The organism is Yersinia sp. 2553 StPb PI (genome assembly GCF_052217105.1).
Lineage (GTDB): Bacteria > Pseudomonadota > Gammaproteobacteria > Enterobacterales > Enterobacteriaceae > Yersinia > Yersinia enterocolitica_E.
Genome location: NZ_JAZGPX010000002.1, coordinates 2,899,798 through 2,918,635 on the forward strand (window position 1 = coordinate 2,899,798; position 18,838 = coordinate 2,918,635).

Sequence of the window (18,838 nt, forward strand, 5' to 3'; positions counted from 1 at the left end):
GGGATTATCTCCCTTGCTGCCTTCTTGCAACTCGAATTATTTAGGTTATAGCCTAATACCTAACTAATCTAACGCAACAGCGTTATACTATATTAGTACAACACATTACAACTTAAAGATAACATTTATTTAATTTCAAATAATATATAAATAAATGCCATGGGAGCCCCCTGCCATATATAAACAACAGTAAAACCACCCAACTTATGAATATGAAAATAGCGAATTTAAAACACTATTTCATATTCATAATCATCATGCACTCAAATAATGAATGCATATAATTCTACATTTAGAGATAGGACATAATAACCACTCCACTCCCGCTAAATGTACCTGCGTCAGGCAATGCTGGCGCATGAAGTGTTGATTCGATCTGGAAAGGGGTGTTGCCTATCGCTGCCGTTACCGTCACGCCATTGGATAAGTCTTGCCCTGACACTTTTAAGGTCGAAGTCAGATTGCCATTTTGCCCAAGATTAATATTTTTCCCGCCGACCAGCGTTAATTTCACCGATGTTCTGGCTGTACAGTTGATAATGAGCGGTTCACTTTTTATCGCACCATCGACATTTTGCTGATTAAGCGAGCCGTGGTTGATATAGACATCATTGGTAACCTCACAGGTTTCTGGCGTTGGAGGAACCGCACCACAATAAGAGCCTGGGATCTGATTACCGGTAAAGTTTAAATCACCAACCCCTTGCCAATAGAGAATGCCAAAACAGGTGTTTGATGAACTCAAAACCGGGGTCGTGGTGCTCCAACTTCCAGAAGCGCCATTGCGACTGACAAACGCATCTCGCATGGTCTGCGCCGTTGCTCCTTGAGAAACAATGACTCGCGTTGATGCCCCACTCGGGTTAACACACCGCTCAGCTTCAAGAGTGGAGTAGTGACATATCGCCACAGAACAAGATGAGGAGGTACAAAGTACGTTGCTCAACTCCTCCGTCGGCCAGGAGAATGTTCCGGTATATTGACCGCCGGTTCGTGTTTGCGTCGAAACCCAGGCACTGGCCTGACTATAAAGCGGAAATAAAAACAGTACGCAAGCAATTAGCCAGCAATATTTATGACTTAGTCGCATATTAGGCTTTGTCATTCGTTTAAGTTCCATTGTCTCTATCCGCATATCGGCATTTAAGCTGTTGATAATGATTTTCAGCGTTAACATATTCGTATTGAAATAAGATTAGAGGGGAGATCCCATTAATAATATTGCAGATTAAATGTTGCGACCGCATTGAACTCACCGCGCTTAATAGTACGTTGAGATATCGCCTCGGGTTCACCCCGAACATAAGCTTTCAAGGTAATAACGTTATTTCCTGTATCAAGTGCAATATCGTCACTCGACTGATTCAGATACAGAGGTGTCCCCGCCATTGTTTCAAGACCAATGGCGATTCCAACATCACTGCCATCAACCGCCAATAACCCAGGTAAATTAACACTATCATTACCAGTAAATACAATATTGGCTGTCGTACCTAAGCTGATATCGCAATCGACCAGATGTAGTTGAAACTGTTTACCTGATGTACGCTGATTCGAATACAGATATTTATCGACGATAGTGCCAAAATTCAAACTAATAGCTTCATCACCGGGACGAATAGTGCAAGGCTCTGCGACCAAGGCACCATGAAAACGCATATTGTCAGCGGCCGATACCGGTATCATCCAAAATAAATTCAGAATTAGAATACTTAAAATAGCTCGCCCACGGCGCATCAGCAGATTTAAATTAGTCATCATTTGATCCTATTGATAATCCACTAATAAAGTAGCGGTAGCCTCAAAACTTCCTTCACTTAATGTTGCCCCAGCAGCTTTAACAGGTACGGCCTTAAGTACCGGTGGGTTATTTTTGTCATAAGCAACACGGGTATTAAGTGCAAAAGGAACACCGTTTTTCAGTAAACGAATACCCAGATCCTGAACATCGGTTTGTATCGCTGCGGAGTCAAATGTAGTAACCGATGCACTGACAATCGTTAGACCTAATTCCAAACTGCTACTGGTTGTTTCGCAGGTCATGCTGTAAGGCACATCCCGGGTATAATTAATACCATCGATCTTGTTCACGCCCAGATTTTCCCCGAAAGGCACATCTATCGTATTTCCCCCATTAATCACACAAGGGGCGGGGTTAATTAATGTCCCCGTGAACAATACGTCATCCGCATACACCAGCGTGCTACTCAGTGTCAGTACCACCGCAATGGAACAACGCGATATCAGTGATCCGTTTTTCATTACTGATACTCCACAACCATGGTCGCTGTACCGTAAAAATCTCCCGCGCTCAACGTTGCACCGGGTTGTTTGACCGGTACGGCCTTCAGCACCGGGATAGTCGGATAGGAAAAGGTGAAAGCACTATTCAGTGACAATGCTTGATCATTACGTAGCAATTTGATCCCCAGCGCCGAATTATTCGTGCTCAAGACACTGGAATCAAAACCAGCACCATTTCCTTTAATTGTCATTTTCAGCGCATTGGATACAGCCCCAGTACAATTCAATGTATAGGTCACCGGCTGCATATACTGAGTGCCATCAACCCGCGAAGTCAGAACATCATTGCCAAAACCGACAAGGATAGTGCCGGTATTGTTAATCACGCAGGGCGGAGGATTAATTAATGTGCCGGAGAACAGCATGTTGTCCGCATAGGCCAACGTACTGCCGAGAGTCAGTACCACCGCAATGGAACAGCGTGAAATCAGTGAATTAATTTTCATTACTGGTACTCCACAACCAGGGTCGCTGAGCCGGAAAAATAGCCCGTGCTCAACGTTGCATTTGTTTGTTTAACCGGTACCGCCTGCAATACAGGAACATTCGGATAGGTAAAGTTGGATGCCGTATTCAGTGGGAATGACTGCCCATTACGTATCAACTTGATCCCCAGACCTGAATTACTCGTTTTCAAGACACTGGTATCAAAATTTGCCCCATTACCATTAATGCTTAATTTCAGTGCATTAGAGGCGGCCGAAGTACAGTTCAACGTATAATTCACCGGCTGCATGTAGTTGCTACCATCAATATTTGATGTCAGGACGGTATCGCCAAAATTAACGTTGATAGTATTGTTACCGTTAATCTCGCAAGGCGGTGCGGCAAAAATAGTGACTGAGACATTGACTGTCGCAGACTTATTTAATGCCCATGCTGAGCTACTTAACAACATAGTCATCACTGCGGCCGCTGTCCCTACGATGGCTGTCATCCCAAAGATGGACGTCATGGCCCGCCGGGTAACTATTCCCTTACAAACAAGAGTCATCCCATATTCCTTATTCATCGTTCAGCCTGACACCCGCCCAGTATTCTTCTTATGCAGCGCCCTGAAATACACCGTTACTTGATGCTTTCAACCACAGAACACGTGCTCCCCGAACAGCTAAATATCAGCTTGGGACGACCGCCAAAATCATTGACATAAGTTAGTACCGGTTTGCTGCCCAATGCGGCGGCACTGACATCCAACATGCTTTGCGCTTTTGGTGCGATCATCAGCGGCTTGAAGTCGGCTGCTGTTTTCCCGGCTTTGTCGTCACTGGCATCGACCAACGTGATGTAATACGGCGTTGGGTTATTAACCTGATAACGATCACCCTGACGAGTCAGCTGTAACTTCTCTTGCCAAGGTGTCGACATATCAGCCTTTTGTGGCACGATGCTAACTGGGCGGTAGAAAAGTTTGATGCGCGTTTGCAGTGCAATCTGCAAAGTATTGGGTTTGTCCGACCGCGGTGGAATTTCACGCAGGTTAAAATAGAACAAGGTTTCCCGGTCTTGCGCCAACTGACTCACAGCAGGCAAGCTTTGTATTTTTAACTGACTCATCGCGCCAGGCTCTACTCGCTGAACCGGTGGAACTACCGTCAACGGTGAATTGATTTTGTTACCCTGCTCATCTTCAATCCATCCCTGCGCCAGATAAGGTAGCTCCTTATTCTGGTTGCTGATGTTCAAGCTGATCGACTTATCGCCGCCATTAAGAATCGCCCGGGTTCTATCCAGTGCAATCGCTGCTGTTGCTTGCTGAGCCATAAGTGCCGTCACCAAAATCGCGGTGATACGCAGTTTGTTATTCAATTTCATTACCTTTTCCTTCGAATTAATCTTGTCAGAACCTGGTGGCGCCGATCGTTTTCACTTAGCTGAACGGGCGGTTACCCGCAGGTTCATTACCAAACCTTTCTACTGCGACACCGGAGGTTTATCCCCCGTCGCTATTGGCTGGCAAGGCAACAGTAGATTCGCCAGTATTGCTGGAGAAAGAGCCTGCGGCAGAGTGATGCTGCATTGCGCCTTCCCATTCCAGTGTACTGACATGGTTTCACCGGCTTTGATCCCACTGAGATAGGTGGAACCGTCGTCATTAACAATGCCGGTCTCTTGCTGATTTTCATTTAACACGGTGGCCCCAAATGGCGGTGATGTGCCATCTGCCATACGTATCATGGCCATCGCTTTTTCGCCGGAAATCACATTAAAGCGGCGATAACCAATAGCACCTTCAGTCAATGTGACCTGGGCTATGGTTCCTCTGGCTTCAACATCGTCTGCCAGGTTATCGATATCTATACTGGCCCGATTGCGGTAGTAGCTATTCACATCACCAACCACAGCTTTACCAAACTGGTTGGTCCGTATCGATGAGCCATATCCCTGAACCGGAACGCCGGATACCCCTTGGGTATCGAGTAACAAGCGAGTGCCGCCAAGGGTATTAACCCGATGCAAAGCCCCGCCTTCAGGGGTGATAGTTGCCCCGCCCTGAATACCTAAACCAACAGAAGAGTATTGTCCTTCCTGATAGCTGGCGTTGGCATTGATATCCGCACTATTACCTATGTGGTTATAGTTACCACTGACTAGCGCGCCGCTACGTGCTACGCCGGTATTGATCTGGTAGTTGTTGTGAGCATCCAGACGATCGGTATAACCCACTCGCTGACTGTGTTCACGGCCACTCACCGTCGCGCTATAACTGATTGTTGCGCTGTTACCAAACGGCATCGACATGGAGAGATACACGCCATCGTCATTGCTTTCGTTATAGCGGTTACGGTAAGCCGAGAAGGTCAAACTGACGTTTTTCACTTTACCGATATCAAAATAACGCGAGAGCGACAGGTTATAGCGGTCATTCGCCGAGCGATCCCAATAGGTCTGATGGCTATAGTTCAGATACGCGCTCAGCCCCAGATCTTGAAATTGCTGGTTGAAGCTGATGGTGTACATCTCTTTATTGCCACCCACGTCATTGTTGCGATAACGCGCGTCGAGATATTCAGTCATGCTCATAAAGTTACGTTCAGAGAAGCGATAGCCAGCAAATGTCACCTGACTGCCTGTTTCCTGAAAGTTTTTCGAATAGTTGACTCGGTAAGAGCCGCCACTCAACGTACCTTGCTCGGGTAAATTGGCCCAAGATTGGGTCATATCAACCGATACGGCACCAAATTCCATCAAATCACGGCCAACCCCGATGGATGCCGCTTGATATTCGTTTTCACCACTGATCCCACCACCAAACAATGACCAGCCGCTATTGATCCCCCAGGAGAATTCCCCGGTACCAAATACTGGCCCTTCAGACCGACGTCCGATATCCGAAGGCTTACCGGCAGCCATGCGATAGCGCACCATGCCAGGGCGGGTCAGATAAGGAATACTGGCGGTATTCACTTGGAATTGTTGAACTTGTCCGTCAAGTTCCTCGACTCGCACATCCAGCGTGCCGGAAACAAAACTGTTCAAGTTCTGAATACGGAAAGGACCGGCCGCGACCAGTGTTTCACTCAACACACGCCCTTGCTGACTCACAACAACTCGCGCGTTGGTACGGGCAACACCAGTAATTTCAGGGGCATAGCCACGCAAATTAGGCGGTAACATATTGTCATCGGTCGCCAGACTAGCGCCGCTAAAGCGGAAGCTATCAAAGATGGCGGAGTTCAGAAAATCTTCACCCAGCGTCAACTTGGCACCCAAATTCGGGATAGCGCGATAGGCGTAATAGCGGCTCCAATCCCACTGACGCTCAGTCGATGAACCCGATGATTGGTCAACCCGCGTTTGCCAATCAGCACGGAATCGCCAGGCACCCAAGTTAGCGCCGGTGGTCCCGTTTCCGCTTAACGTATTGTTATTGGTATTGTTCGTTTCCTGGCGGTTCAATTGCCCTAACAAGTTGTAATCGAACAGCACTCCGGGAATACCATCCTCCCAACGAGAAGGGGGATCCCAATCGGGTTCGCTGTATTCCAGCCAGGCTTGCGGCACACTCAGGTACAGTGCTGACTTCGCCAAATCACCTTCCACGGTCAGACCGGGTAAGCTGCTGATATCGAGACACTCCCCATTACGCGACCAGGTCAGCTTTTGGAAGCTGTCTTCTTTCAATGCCAGCAACTCAATTAACTGGGGTGTTAAACAGGCCTCACTTTTATTAGGATCTTTTTCTGAGACGTAGAACACAACCGGCTGTTCGCTGAGCTCCTGCTTATTCATACTAACCAATAAGTTATAGTGCCCAGGCATGATGTAGCCGCGTTGGGAGAACTGACTCAGGTCAAAATTAGCGCGATCCTTGGTATCCAGCACATCGGTATTAAACTGAATATCATCACGGGCTTGCGCTCCATAAGCATTGCCACTTAATGCAACTGCAATCAAAATTCGCAATAAATCACGACGGGCAAAACCGGAGGTGATGGAACGAGCGGATACCATGGGATATGTCACCTTACTCATTGAAATCAGTAATAATCCAATTTGAAACGAACGCTAGAATGATAAGTTCCAGCACGCAGTGTCTTACCATTGCCCACTAACCGCAGGGCATAATTGAGTTTCATATCAGCAGGAATTATATTGATCTCCGGTGATGCCACCCCTGGCGTCGAAACATTGCCTTTATCATCAATAATTTGCATTGCCACTCCTTCGGCTTCACCATTAACTGCAAAATTATTACCGTCTGCGGCACCGTCAAATGTCACAACAAAATGCTGCTGGTTCGACTTATCTGGATCAGGGTGAGCTATCGTGCAATGCAGCAACCGAATCTCAAACGGGTGTTCATCCCCTGCACCGTTCTGAACCAATTTACCAATAGGCAAAATCGCCATATCGATGGTCTGTTCCAAGCTTCCGGGCTCTATCGCACAAGCAGTATCAGTAATACTTCCTTCCATACTCACGCGGCCCCAGGCTGTTTTCATGGGATCTGCCGTTACCGGTAAACTCAGCAATAACGCCATCAGTAAGGAAGGAGGCACTATCAAAAAAAAAGACCTGGACATAAATCACCTAACTCATCCAATACGTATCTTTCTCAAGAGAAAAGACATGCGGATAAATCCGCATGTCCAATTAAAAAAGGGGGGCTTATTGGTAAGCCAGCATGAAGTTAGCTACGCTTGAGAAGCTACCTGGTTTGATAGCGTCAGAAGCTGTGCTGCCCTGCAGGTAAGCAGAGAATGCCAAAGTGTTGTTGCCGGTGATCAGAGTCTGTTCAGCAGTTGCTTGACCCAGTTTCACAACAGAACCAGTACCATCAACGATGGCGATACCAGCGCCTTCAGCCAGACCAGTGATGCCCAGCAGGCCAGGTACTGCTTCTGATTCTGCACCGCTAAAAGTAGTGGTTACAGTTTTCAGAGTAGCGATGTCACAGTTTTCCAGTTTGATGTCGAACTTTTTGGCAGGGTTTGATTTGCCGCCATTCTGCAGAAGTACGTTAGAGATCTGACCCATTTCAACAGTCTGAGAATCAGAACCTGATGCGATTGAGCAAGGTGCATCAATGATTGAACCATTGAAAGTCACAGTACCCTGGCCTTGATCAGCAGCGTTAGCCATAGAAGCAAAACCTAATACCAGAGCAGCAGCCAAGATTGTTTTATTCAGTTTCATTACGTGATTCCTTTATACACAATTAAAATTTAATACACTGATTTGCTTTGAAAAAATCAAAGTAAATACCGCGTAGAAGTTGTTTTAAAATACAAATGCATGTTGCTTCTTGCCGTTAAAATACCAAAGGACAAGCTGAGAACTGCACAGAGCCATAAAGTCAATATGTAGGCATTGGTAACGCCTGCACATTAAGAAAAAAATTCAAATAACGTTTAAAGCCCTTATTTTGTTCGAGGCAGATAATACAAATATAGGCATCTAGTTGATAGTCATTTAATTCAAATAACTATAATTCAGAGTGTTTAACTTAATTGATTACAGTAACTAAATAAAATCGATAAGATTGATCGATAAACATTATACCCTCGACATATAACACTCCAAAAATAAGCATCCCGACACATTTGATCGCTAAAGAGCGATTTTTCAAAATTAATGATTGCTTATTTCATGACCCAATCTATAATCGACATTAAATCCTTAACATTTCAGCCTAAGAAGCAGAAAAACCTTAGTAATAATGGTATAAACACCCGAGAACCCTTTGATTCCTTCTTAGGTTAGCTTGGTTTTTTTATATGTTAAATCTCAACAAAACCCATAAAAAATAAATCAATAGATTGATTTTAAAGGTTTTTATTAAATTACTTAAAATATCATTTATTTCACATGCAAATTAATAACCCTATTTTCCTTATGCGGCAAAAATGACAAAAAGTTAAATTCTGAGCGTAAGATACTGGGTGACAAAATACAGAATATAAAAACATATAAAAAGGAATGAGAACACAACCACGTTAATGTAAGAACAATTACCGATGGCGTAGGAAATATCCACATAATATGTAGGAAGCACTGATTAGAAATAAAGAATATAGGAAATTTAAAGTTATACATTCTCAACATATAAATTTAATAGGGTAAATAACAATGAAACCGAAGAATCAGAGAAAAGAAGAAGTGATGGGTATTCTGGAGAACCACTGTAATTCGTTAATGGAGCAGTTTACTGAGTCGCCACCACCTGTTATCAATTGGCCAAAAACCAGAGAACTTGCCGATAAAGCGCACTTGGATATTTATACGGCAAGATTGGTATTAATGAAGCTAGTCGAGGAAGACAGGGCCAGAATGTCAGAAACCAAAGTGATGAACTCATTACGCTGGTTTGTTACTCAGCCAGAAAAAAAATGAAATGGCCATCATCTTAGAATAAAAACATTATTTTTCAACGAGATAAATTTGAATAGCAATAAAGATTCAGCTTTAATTGCTGCCAGACACTATCCCATTGAGCTGTTATAACCCCAATATTGGACAATTAGTTAACCTGTTTCCGTACAACAGGATGTTAGCTATATATGTAACTTGTTGATAGAAAAATGAAACTTTGTTTACCCCCATCTATAAGACCCACTCTTTCAGTACCAGTGCTCAACCTTGTTGTTATGGCGCTGATGTCCATTACCTTTGTCACCATGATGCACTATGAAATCAACCGAGGAGGGGCTGGGCTTCATCTTCCTGCCAATATAATCATCTGGGCCATGATGGCACTGCTGACGATAACACTCTATTTACCCCATACTGAAGCCACTCAGCTTGTAAATTCTCCTGGCCGTTTGTGGCTGCTGTTTGGCGCCTTGATGATAAGCCTGCCGGGGCTATTTCCTGCCTCATTACCGCATGTCGTTGCCTGGTTACCGCGGATTTTAGGCCTGTGGGGTGGGATAATACTGCTACTGGGGTTGTTCCGCCTGAAACTGAATGTAGCCCTGCGACAGAGATGGCTGGTGATCATCCTCTTGTCGGCCTGGGGGCAAGCTGTGCTGACTCTGTTGCAATTTTTTGTTTTTACATCCGATAATTGGATGGAATTTGATAGTGCACAGCGGCCTTATGGCATATTCCAGCAAACCAATGTACTGGCCAGTTACCTGGCAACCGGTTATAGCATTGCAATCTATCTGTTTATGTTATCAAGCAAGCGGGCCGTTCGAGGCATCAGCACACTTACCCTGCTGCTATTCCCAGGCTTATTGGTGCTGTTGCAATCAAGGATCGGTTGGGTTGGCGGGATAACAACCTTGCTATTACTGTCGCTATATTACTGGCGTCAGCGACAGATAGCCTGGGTGTGGCTGAGTAGCCTGCTGAGTTTACTGGTCGCCGTTTATCTGTTGGAACAGATGAATATCGGTATGCATGTATCCAAAGATGCCAGCAACACCGAGCGCTGGCTGATACTGCAATATACCTGGCAGATGATACAGCAGCACCCATGGCAGGGTTGGGGATATGGTAGCTTTGAGTCAAGTTTTGCCCATGAATTGGCGCAGCACTGGCGGGTACCGACTTACTTAACCTATCCTTCCCACCCTCATAATGAAGTGCTTTATGGTTGGGTTGAGGGTGGCATTGCCGCACTGATCGGGATGTTGCTATTGGCTATCGGCTATGTGAAGCCACTCTTAATGCAACCAAAAACCGTTTTCCCTCTGTGGGTTCTCACGTTGCCGATCGCGTTGCATTTGATGACGGAGTTCCCTCTTTATCAATCAGCAGCCCACTGGCTGGTGCTGATTTTACTTGGCCGCCTGATGGTTACAGAAGATATGCTGCAACCCACCACATCGAAGCCAACTTGCTGGCAACGCTGGCTGCACACTGCCGTGATTTTATCGGCGCTATGCACACTGGTGTTTATGGTGACAGGCTTTAAAACTGGCCGGGTACTCACACTGGCCGAGAGAAGTGGCTTGGTTAACATGCAGCCTTTAGATAGCCTGACCAATCCCTATATCCAGTGGGAAAGGTATCAATATATAAGAAATGTTAATCTATTATTGCGATTTAACCAGCATCCTGACCCCATGTTATTGCGCCAATTTAGGGTATGGGCCGAGCAGTATATTCAATTACACAATGATCCGAATGTTTATCAAAGTCTGATCATGATTGCTCGGTATCAGAAGGAAACAGCTTACGCCGATCAGTTGTACCAAACTGCTCGCGCTTTATTCCCCGCCAACCCAGCCTTTCAATAACGCCGACCTTATCAGCAATCACAAATCACCTGGCCCCTAAATCAAGGGGCTTATTACACCGTTTGCGGGCAGCCTCGAGTTTTACCTATGTCAGTTTTGGGGCTGCTGGGCTAGTATATCGGCTGGAAAAAGGACTTGATGAATGGTTGTAATTACAGCCCTTCTGTTTCAAGCTCATAGCTTATTTTTATCGGCTGTTGTGCCGGCATTGATAGCGAGATTTCCGTGTTAACCGTAAAATCATGTGATAGCTAACGATAATAATAAAAATCACAATTAACTTTAAATTCAATGGACTATAAATCATAACCACATGAATAATACCGATAAACTCGATTCTCACACCCCGATGATGCAGCAGTATCTTCGGCTCAAGGCCCAGCATCCTGACATTCTATTGTTCTACCGGATGGGGGATTTTTACGAACTGTTCTACAGTGATGCCAAGCGAGCTTCACAGCTACTGGATATCTCACTCACTAAACGCGGAGCCTCCGCAGGTGAGCCTATTCCGATGGCTGGGGTACCTTATCATTCGATAGAAAACTATCTGGCGAAGCTGGTCCAGTTAGGTGAGTCTGCCGCAATTTGCGAGCAAATCGGTGATCCCGCCACCAGTAAAGGGCCAGTTGAGCGTAAAGTAGTGCGTATCGTGACACCAGGTACTGTCAGTGATGAAGCTCTGCTACAAGAACGTCAGGATAATCTGCTGGCGGCTATCTGGCAGGATGCGCGCGGTTTTGGCTATGCGACGTTAGATATCAGCTCCGGTCGTTTTAGGGTTGCACAACCCGCAGATCTTGAAACCATGGCTGCCGAGTTGCAGCGAACGCATCCCGCAGAGTTACTTTACCCAGAAAACTTTGAGCAGATGTCGTTGATAGAACACCGGCATGGCTTGCGCCGCCGTCCATTATGGGAGTTTGAGCTAGAAACCGCCCGTCAGCAGCTTAATCTGCAATTCGGCACCCGTGATTTAATCGGGTTTGGTGTAGAGCAAGCCCATCAAGCACTGCGCGCTGCGGGTTGCCTACTGCAATATGTCAAAGATACCCAACGTACCTCTCTACCCCATATCCGCGGTTTAACCATGGAGCGCCAGCAAGATGGCATTGTTATGGATGCCGCGACCCGTCGTAACCTTGAACTGACCCAGAACCTGTCTGGTGGGTCTGAAAATACGTTAGCTGCTATTCTCGATTGCAGTGTGACCGCAATGGGCAGCCGCATGCTAAAACGCTGGCTGCATATGCCGGTTCGCGATATCAAGGTATTAAGCGATCGCCAACAAGCAATCGGCGGCTTACAAGATATCACCGCCGAACTGCAAACGCCGTTGCGTCAGGTAGGCGACTTAGAACGTATTCTGGCTCGTTTGGCGCTGCGCACTGCGCGCCCAAGAGATTTAGCGCGGATGCGCCATGCTTTCCAGCAATTGCCGGAGATTCACCATCTACTGCAATCGGTGGATGTTCCCCACGTGCAAAATTTGTTGTCACAAGTCGGTCAGTTTGATGAATTACAGGATCTGTTGGTGCGGGCAATTGTAGAAGCACCGCCAGTGTTAGTACGTGATGGTGGTGTCATTGCGCCGGGTTATAATTCTGAACTCGATGAATGGCGAGCTCTGGCCGATGGTGCTACCGATTATCTGGATCGGCTGGAGATCCGTGAACGTGAAAAGCTGGGCCTGGATACACTGAAGGTCGGTTTTAATGGCGTCCACGGCTATTACATTCAGGTAAGTCGTGGTCAGAGCCACTTGGTTCCGATTCATTATGTCCGTAGACAAACCCTGAAGAATGCTGAGCGCTATATCATTCCAGAACTGAAAGAGTATGAAGACAAGGTTCTGACCTCTAAAGGCAAAGCGCTGGCGATTGAAAAAGGGTTATATGAAGAGATTTTCGATCTTCTGTTGCCACATCTGCCTGAATTGCAAATCAGTGCTAATGCGTTGGCGGAACTGGATGTACTGGCGAATCTGGCTGAAAGAGCGGAAACACTTAACTACAACTGCCCAACCCTGAGTGATAAACCGGGGATTAAAATTACCGCTGGCCGCCATCCGGTCGTCGAGCAGGTTCTCAGTGAGCCCTTTATTTCTAACCCGCTGACGTTATCACCTCAGCGGCGGATGCTGATCATTACCGGCCCGAATATGGGGGGTAAAAGTACCTATATGCGCCAAACAGCCTTAATAGTTTTGTTGGCACACATGGGGAGTTATGTTCCAGCGGAAAGCGCTATCATTGGCCCGGTTGATCGCATATTTACCCGCGTAGGTGCCGCTGACGATCTGGCTTCAGGCCGTTCCACCTTCATGGTCGAAATGACGGAAACAGCCAATATCCTGCATAACGCCACGGAGCAAAGTCTGGTGCTGATGGATGAGATTGGTCGCGGTACATCCACTTATGATGGCCTTTCATTGGCCTGGGCTTGTGCTGAAAATCTGGCGAGCCGTATTAAAGCGATGACGCTGTTCGCCACTCATTACTTTGAGTTAACCACCCTACCGGAAAAAATGGAAGGTGTGGTAAACGTCCACCTTGATGCTCTGGAACATGGCGAAACTATCGCCTTCATGCACAGTGTGCAGGATGGGGCAGCCAGTAAAAGTTATGGTCTGGCAGTCGCAGCCCTGGCCGGTGTACCACGTGATGTGATTAAGCGGGCACGGCAAAAACTGAAAGAGCTCGAGTCATTGTCTAATAATGCCGCAGCCAGCAAGATTGATGGCTCACAACTGACATTGTTAAATGAAGAGACACCACCTGCGGTTGAAGCATTGGAAGCACTGGATCCAGACTCACTATCACCACGTCAGGCATTGGAATGGATTTATCGCCTGAAGAATATGGTGTAAACGGGCATAAAAAAACGGTGAACATCTGTTCACCGTTTTTGTGTTTTATAAGAATAACTATCTATACCCTAACTATTTCGTGTTGCAGAAAGGCGGGTAAATTTATTCACGGAACAACGCCTCGATGCTCAAGCCTTGTGTTTGCAAAATTTCCCGCAAACGACGTAAGCCTTCAACCTGAATCTGGCGGACACGCTCACGCGTCAAACCAATTTCACGGCCAACATCTTCCAGCGTTGCTGCTTCATATCCTAAAAGACCAAAACGACGGGCCAGCACTTCGCGCTGTTTAGCATTCAATTCAAACAGCCATTTAACGATACTTTGCTTCATATCGTCATCTTGCGTTGTATCTTCTGGACCATTTTCATTTTCGTCGGACAGAATATCTAACAAGGCTTTCTCTGAGTCGCCGCCTAACGGTGTATCAACAGAAGTGATACGTTCGTTCAGACGTAACATACGGCTCACGTCATCAACCGGTTTGTCGAGTTGCTCAGCAATCTCTTCAGCGCTCGGTTCATGATCCAATTTATGAGAAAGTTCTCGTGCAGTACGCAAATAAACGTTTAATTCTTTAACGATATGGATAGGTAAACGGATGGTCCGGGTTTGGTTCATTATCGCCCGTTCAATCGTTTGACGAATCCACCAAGTGGCATAAGTGGAGAAACGGAAACCGCGTTCAGGATCAAATTTTTCCACCGCCCGAATAAGACCGAGGTTTCCCTCTTCAATCAAATCCAGCAGTGCTAAACCGCGATTACTGTAACGGCGGGCGATCTTCACCACCAACCGCAAGTTACTTTCAATCATACGCCGACGTGAAGGCACATCACCGCGCAATGCACGCCGGGCAAAATAAACCTCTTCTTCTGCGGTTAACAGCGGCGAATAACCAATCTCACCAAGATAGAGCTGCGTCGCGTCCAGCACTCGCTGGGTAACACCTTGCGCCAACAGCTCATCTTCTGCTAACTCGCTTTCAGTAGGTTCATCCTCTACTAATGCTTTTTCGTCGAAAATTTCAGTTTCCGTACTGTTTTCATCAAAATCAGCATCTTCATGCAACTCGTTAACTTTCAGCGTATTTTGGCTCATATGCTGCTCCTACCCGTGAATCCGGCGAGCAGAATACAGCGTATTCTGCCCAATCTATCGCTGCGGAAGGTAACGCAGCGGGTTTACGGATTTCCCCTTGTAACGAATTTCAAAATGCAATCTAACTGAACTGGTTCCGGTGCTACCCATGGTTGCTATTTTTTGACCCGCCTTCACTTCTTCTTGTTCCCGGACCAGCATTGTATCGTTATGAGCGTAGGCGCTCAGGTAATCATCATTATGTTTGATGATAATAAGATTACCGTAACCACGCAGTGCGTTCCCAGCATACACAACTCGCCCGTTTGCTGTAGCGAAGATGGGTTGCCCACGAGAACCGGCGATATCTATCCCTTTATTGCCCCCTTCGGAAGCCGAGAAGCTATCGATCGTTTTACCCTCAGTTGGCCATTTCCAGCTACTGACTGGACCACCATTACTGGTTGGATCACTGATGGTACTGCTTGGCGCGGTAACAGGTGCGGTCGATGCGACAACTGCCCCTGACGCTGGTAACATTTTACCAACATTCTGTTTACCCGAGTTTCCAGAATACGCGCTAGTTGATTGAGAATCAACCGTTGTAGTTGTGTTCTGAATATTTGCCGGCGGTTTTGTCATTCCACCTGATGTGGCATCGGTCGCGGCTAACATTCCACCACCCGACCCATTACCCAACTGGATAGATTGTCCAACATTCAGGCTATATGGCTCAGCAATATTGTTTTTTGCTGCCAGATCACGGAAGTCATTCCCGGTTATCCAGGCAATATAAAACAGCGTGTCACCACGCTTAACGGTATAGGTATTACCGTTGTAACTTCCCTTGGGGATACTGTTGTAACTACGGTTATAAACGATGCGGCTACCGGAACTATTCGTATCCGAGCCACTTAGCATGGTCCCTGAACGATCACCGCCAACACTGCTGATTGGCGCAGATGTTGAGGAGTCATTACTACAACCTACCAACCATAAACTCATAACCGTACATGCCGCTACCCGGCGTAATGTAATCATTGGGCTTCCCGTGCTCATGCTTCCCCCATGACAGCAATAATAAGCGATATATCCAAAATACCTTTTACACTGTAGTTAAAGTGGTCAGTTAACGACTGTTAAAACGCCATGCCGAATATGACTATTCCACTCATTTTCGAGTATTAAAAGGTTCCACAGTGCAGGCCAAGACACATGCTGACTCGCACTGAAGAAACAAGATACAGAAGCGCGCATGCTATCAATACCGCGCCTGCCATACCATAAAATTTATATTACTGATTTTCGGCCAATCTTTAGCACAAAAAAACTGCACTTCGACTTTAGTTAAAGATTAAGACTGAAATACACCCTAAATAATTCAAGTTGCAGGAAGGCGGCAATTGAGCGCAGCCAACGCACATGCAGCTTGAAGTATGATGGGTCTAAAGGCATTTATTCAGGCCAAATCACCTTTAACCAAAGGAACAAAACGCACGGCCTCTACCGTCTCAATTTGGAATTCATTGTTACGGCGTTGCACACATTTCAAGGTTTGAGCCTGCTCCCCAACGGGAAGAACTAATATCCCACCTTCATCCAATTGTTCAAGTAAGGCACTTGGAATTTCTGGTGGAGCTGCTGTGACAATGATCGCATCAAATGGCCCGCGTGATGCCCAACCTAACCAGCCATCACCATGGCGGGTGGAGACATTATGCAGATCCAGTTGCTTTAGGCGACGCTTTGCCTGCCACTGTAACCCTTTGATTCGTTCAACTGAACAGACATGTTCGACTAAATGCGCCAAAATTGCGGTCTGATAGCCAGAACCGGTACCTATCTCTAATACCCGAGAAGTCGGTGTCAATTGCAACAATTCGGTCATCCGTGCCACCATGTACGGCTGAGAAATAGTTTGCCCTGAACCTATAGGTAGAGCTGTATTCTCATATGCCTTATGGGACAACGCCTCATCAACAAAACGCTCGCGCGGCACCGCTTCGATCGCCTGTAACAAGCGCTCGTCGTGAATACCTTGCTGACGTAACAGCATCAACAATGTCTGCATGCGTTTATTTACCATTCCTCGTCACCCTAGGTGTTTTAACCAGTAATGTTGGCTAACCAGTTTTCAACCACGTCTTGCGCCGCATAGGCGGTTAAATCAACTTGAAGTGGTGTTATAGAAACATAACCTTGTTCAATCGCAGCAAAATCAGTGTCCGGTGCTACATCAAATTTCTCCCCCGGCGGCCCAATCCAATAGAGATCTTGCCCCCGTGGGTCCTGCTGACAAAATACCTGCTCTGCTGGATGGCGACTACCACAACGTGTGACTCGAATACCTTTAATTTCAGATAAGGGTAAGTCAGGTACATTAATATTAAGTATCTTACCGGTACGCAACGGCTTTTGTTGTAAAGCACGCAATAAACGGCAAGTGACTGCTGCTGCCGTAGCATAATGCTGATGACCGTTGAGTGACACGGCCAGAGCAGGAAAGCCTAAATGCCGCCCTTCCATTGCGGCGGCCACCGTGCCGGAATAGATAACATCATCCCCCAGGTTCGGGCCTGCGTTGATACCGGAAACCACAATGTCGGGCCGGGGGCGCATTAACGCATTTACTCCGAGATAGACACAATCTGTCGGAGTACCTTGCTGCACGGCAATATCGCCATTGGATAATGTGGTAATGCGTAATGCACAGTCCAAAGTCAGTGCATTGGAAGAACCGCTGCGATTACGATCTGGGGCGACGATTTGTACCTGCGCAAACTCGCGCAATGCAGCGGCGAGCGCTTGTATCCCTGGCGCAGAAATACCGTCGTCGTTACTCAGCAATATCCGCAGCATCGGCATTATCCTGATTCATTATTTCCCTTACCACACTGGTGGCAAAACTGCCCGCGGGTAGCCAGAAGCTGAGTTCAAGGGTTACGTCATCCCACCAGCTCCACACCATATTCTGTGGCTTTAGCAGTACAGCCCGGCGAGCACCCTCAACACGTTCACGCTTAATCAACGCCAGTAATTCACTTTGATCCGCTATACATGACTGCTCAAAAGCCAATGCTTCATCCTGCGTACCCAGTTCGCCGTCGCCTGGCAGTGGGGCCGTCACATTCAATTCACCCGCATCAACACGCTGCTGTAACGCCACCAATTCATCAGCACTGGCCACAAACCAACTGCCACGACCAGTTAACTGTAAAGCATCGCCTGTCAGCACCGTGGTTGCTTGCTGTTGCGCCAGACGGCAACTGCTAATCAGGTTGAACATTGCACTACGGCTAGCGGACAAGTAAAAGCTGCGTTTACTGCGCTCTTTGACCCGAATCTCATTATTCGCCCACAGACGAGCCTGCACCAGATTATTACCACCACGGCCAAACCGTTGGCTGCCAAAATAGTTGGGCACTCCCTGTGCGGCAATTTGCTGCAACCGTTGTTCTACATCCTGACGATCAGTGATATGACGCAACACCAGGGTAAAAGCATTGCCTTTCAGTGAACCGATACGCAGCTTACGTTTCTGCCGCACAGCTTCCAGCACTTCACACCCTTCCAGCTCGAACGTAGCGAGATCCGGTGCTTCTTTGCCCGGTAGGTGCAAACAGAACCACTGCTCTGTGACAGCGTGGCGATCTTTCAAACCCGCATAGCTCACTAAACGCGGATGAAGCTTGGCAAAACGCGCCAGATAGTCAGCAACAAATTGCGTATTACAGCCATTTTTGCGAATACGGATCAGCAAATGTTCGCCTTCGCCATCAGGTTCAAAGCCTAAGTCCTCAACCACCACAAAATCTTCGGGATTGGCTTTTAAAATGCCACTCGCTTTGGGTTTGCCGTGCAGCCAGGTTAGATTTTCCATGTCCATCGTTATGCC

17 protein-coding genes are annotated in these 18,838 nt (G+C 46.8%); 3 read left to right on the top strand and 14 right to left on the bottom strand.

Going from position 1 to position 18,838, the window contains the following annotated elements; translation table 11 throughout:
* Nucleotides 1-292: 292 nt before the first annotated feature.
* From V2A84_RS14850 to V2A84_RS14890, 9 genes are all read right to left on the bottom strand, one after another.
* The gene (locus tag V2A84_RS14850; protein ID WP_083163847.1) at nt 293-1,120 is read right to left on the bottom strand and encodes an MrpH family fimbial adhesin; all 828 of its coding nucleotides are present in this window, start codon (nt 1,118-1,120) and stop codon (nt 293-295) included.
* A gap of 92 nt (nt 1,121-1,212) precedes the next feature.
* Nucleotides 1,213-1,758, bottom strand: a complete 546-nt coding sequence (locus tag V2A84_RS14855; protein WP_083160367.1) for a fimbrial protein — start codon at nt 1,756-1,758, stop codon at nt 1,213-1,215.
* Nucleotides 1,759-1,767: 9 nt separating this feature from the next.
* The gene (locus V2A84_RS14860; RefSeq protein ID WP_083160369.1) at nt 1,768-2,262 is read right to left on the bottom strand and encodes a fimbrial protein; all 495 of its coding nucleotides are present in this window, start codon (nt 2,260-2,262) and stop codon (nt 1,768-1,770) included.
* The gene (locus tag V2A84_RS14865; protein WP_083160371.1) at nt 2,262-2,750 is read right to left on the bottom strand and encodes a fimbrial protein; all 489 of its coding nucleotides are present in this window, start codon (nt 2,748-2,750) and stop codon (nt 2,262-2,264) included. Before V2A84_RS14865 ends, V2A84_RS14860 begins: the two co-directional genes overlap by 1 nt.
* A complete protein-coding gene (locus V2A84_RS14870; protein ID WP_442848937.1) occupies nt 2,750-3,298 on the bottom strand; it encodes a fimbrial protein in 549 nt (182 codons plus the stop codon). The genes V2A84_RS14865 and V2A84_RS14870 overlap by 1 nt, the downstream gene beginning before the upstream one ends.
* A gap of 74 nt (nt 3,299-3,372) precedes the next feature.
* Nucleotides 3,373-4,119 carry a fimbria/pilus periplasmic chaperone gene (locus tag V2A84_RS14875; RefSeq protein WP_193784719.1) on the bottom strand — a complete coding sequence of 249 codons (747 nt, stop codon included), beginning with the start codon at nt 4,117-4,119 and terminating at the stop codon, nt 3,373-3,375.
* Nucleotides 4,120-4,218: 99 nt separating this feature from the next.
* On the bottom strand, nt 4,219-6,759 hold the full coding sequence (locus tag V2A84_RS14880; protein WP_193784720.1) for an outer membrane usher protein: 2,541 nt from the start codon (nt 6,757-6,759) through the stop codon (nt 4,219-4,221).
* A 26-nt stretch (nt 6,760-6,785) separates the two neighbouring features.
* Nucleotides 6,786-7,289, bottom strand: a complete 504-nt coding sequence (locus V2A84_RS14885) for a fimbrial protein (RefSeq protein ID WP_193784840.1) — start codon at nt 7,287-7,289, stop codon at nt 6,786-6,788.
* A gap of 127 nt (nt 7,290-7,416) precedes the next feature.
* Nucleotides 7,417-7,944, bottom strand: coding sequence for a fimbrial protein (locus V2A84_RS14890; protein WP_083160381.1), 528 nt, complete (start codon nt 7,942-7,944; stop codon nt 7,417-7,419).
* A gap of 933 nt (nt 7,945-8,877) precedes the next feature.
* Here V2A84_RS14890 and V2A84_RS14895 point away from each other — a divergent pair.
* The 3 genes from V2A84_RS14895 to mutS all read left to right on the top strand — a co-directional run bounded on the left by V2A84_RS14895 (nt 8,878) and on the right by mutS (nt 13,863).
* A complete protein-coding gene (locus V2A84_RS14895; protein WP_442821245.1) occupies nt 8,878-9,141 on the top strand; it encodes a faeA-like family protein in 264 nt (87 codons plus the stop codon).
* A gap of 263 nt (nt 9,142-9,404) precedes the next feature.
* Complete coding sequence (locus tag V2A84_RS14900) at nt 9,405-10,994, top strand: Wzy polymerase domain-containing protein (protein ID WP_442848113.1); 1,590 nt, start codon at nt 9,405-9,407, stop codon at nt 10,992-10,994.
* A 313-nt stretch (nt 10,995-11,307) separates the two neighbouring features.
* Entirely contained in the window at nt 11,308-13,863 is a 2,556-nt protein-coding gene (gene mutS, locus V2A84_RS14905) for a DNA mismatch repair protein MutS (protein ID WP_442848114.1), read from the top strand.
* Nucleotides 13,864-13,965: 102 nt separating this feature from the next.
* On the opposite strand, the gene rpoS is transcribed toward mutS, so the two are convergent.
* The 5 genes from rpoS to truD form a co-directional block, all read right to left on the bottom strand.
* Complete coding sequence (rpoS, locus tag V2A84_RS14910) at nt 13,966-14,964, bottom strand: RNA polymerase sigma factor RpoS (RefSeq protein ID WP_019210991.1); 999 nt, start codon at nt 14,962-14,964, stop codon at nt 13,966-13,968.
* Between the two features lie 54 nt (nt 14,965-15,018).
* Nucleotides 15,019-15,984: a murein hydrolase activator NlpD gene (gene nlpD / locus V2A84_RS14915; RefSeq protein ID WP_193784841.1), complete on the bottom strand. Its 966-nt coding sequence runs from the start codon at nt 15,982-15,984 to the stop codon at nt 15,019-15,021.
* Between the two features lie 418 nt (nt 15,985-16,402).
* Nucleotides 16,403-17,029 carry a protein-L-isoaspartate(D-aspartate) O-methyltransferase gene (locus V2A84_RS14920; RefSeq protein WP_442848938.1) on the bottom strand — a complete coding sequence of 209 codons (627 nt, stop codon included), beginning with the start codon at nt 17,027-17,029 and terminating at the stop codon, nt 16,403-16,405.
* Between the two features lie 20 nt (nt 17,030-17,049).
* Complete coding sequence (gene surE / locus V2A84_RS14925; protein ID WP_083160391.1) at nt 17,050-17,802, bottom strand: 5'/3'-nucleotidase SurE; 753 nt, start codon at nt 17,800-17,802, stop codon at nt 17,050-17,052.
* Nucleotides 17,780-18,829 carry a tRNA pseudouridine(13) synthase TruD gene (truD, locus tag V2A84_RS14930; RefSeq protein ID WP_083160393.1) on the bottom strand — a complete coding sequence of 350 codons (1,050 nt, stop codon included), beginning with the start codon at nt 18,827-18,829 and terminating at the stop codon, nt 17,780-17,782. The genes surE and truD overlap by 23 nt, the downstream gene beginning before the upstream one ends.
* Nucleotides 18,830-18,838: the final 9 nt, after the last annotated feature.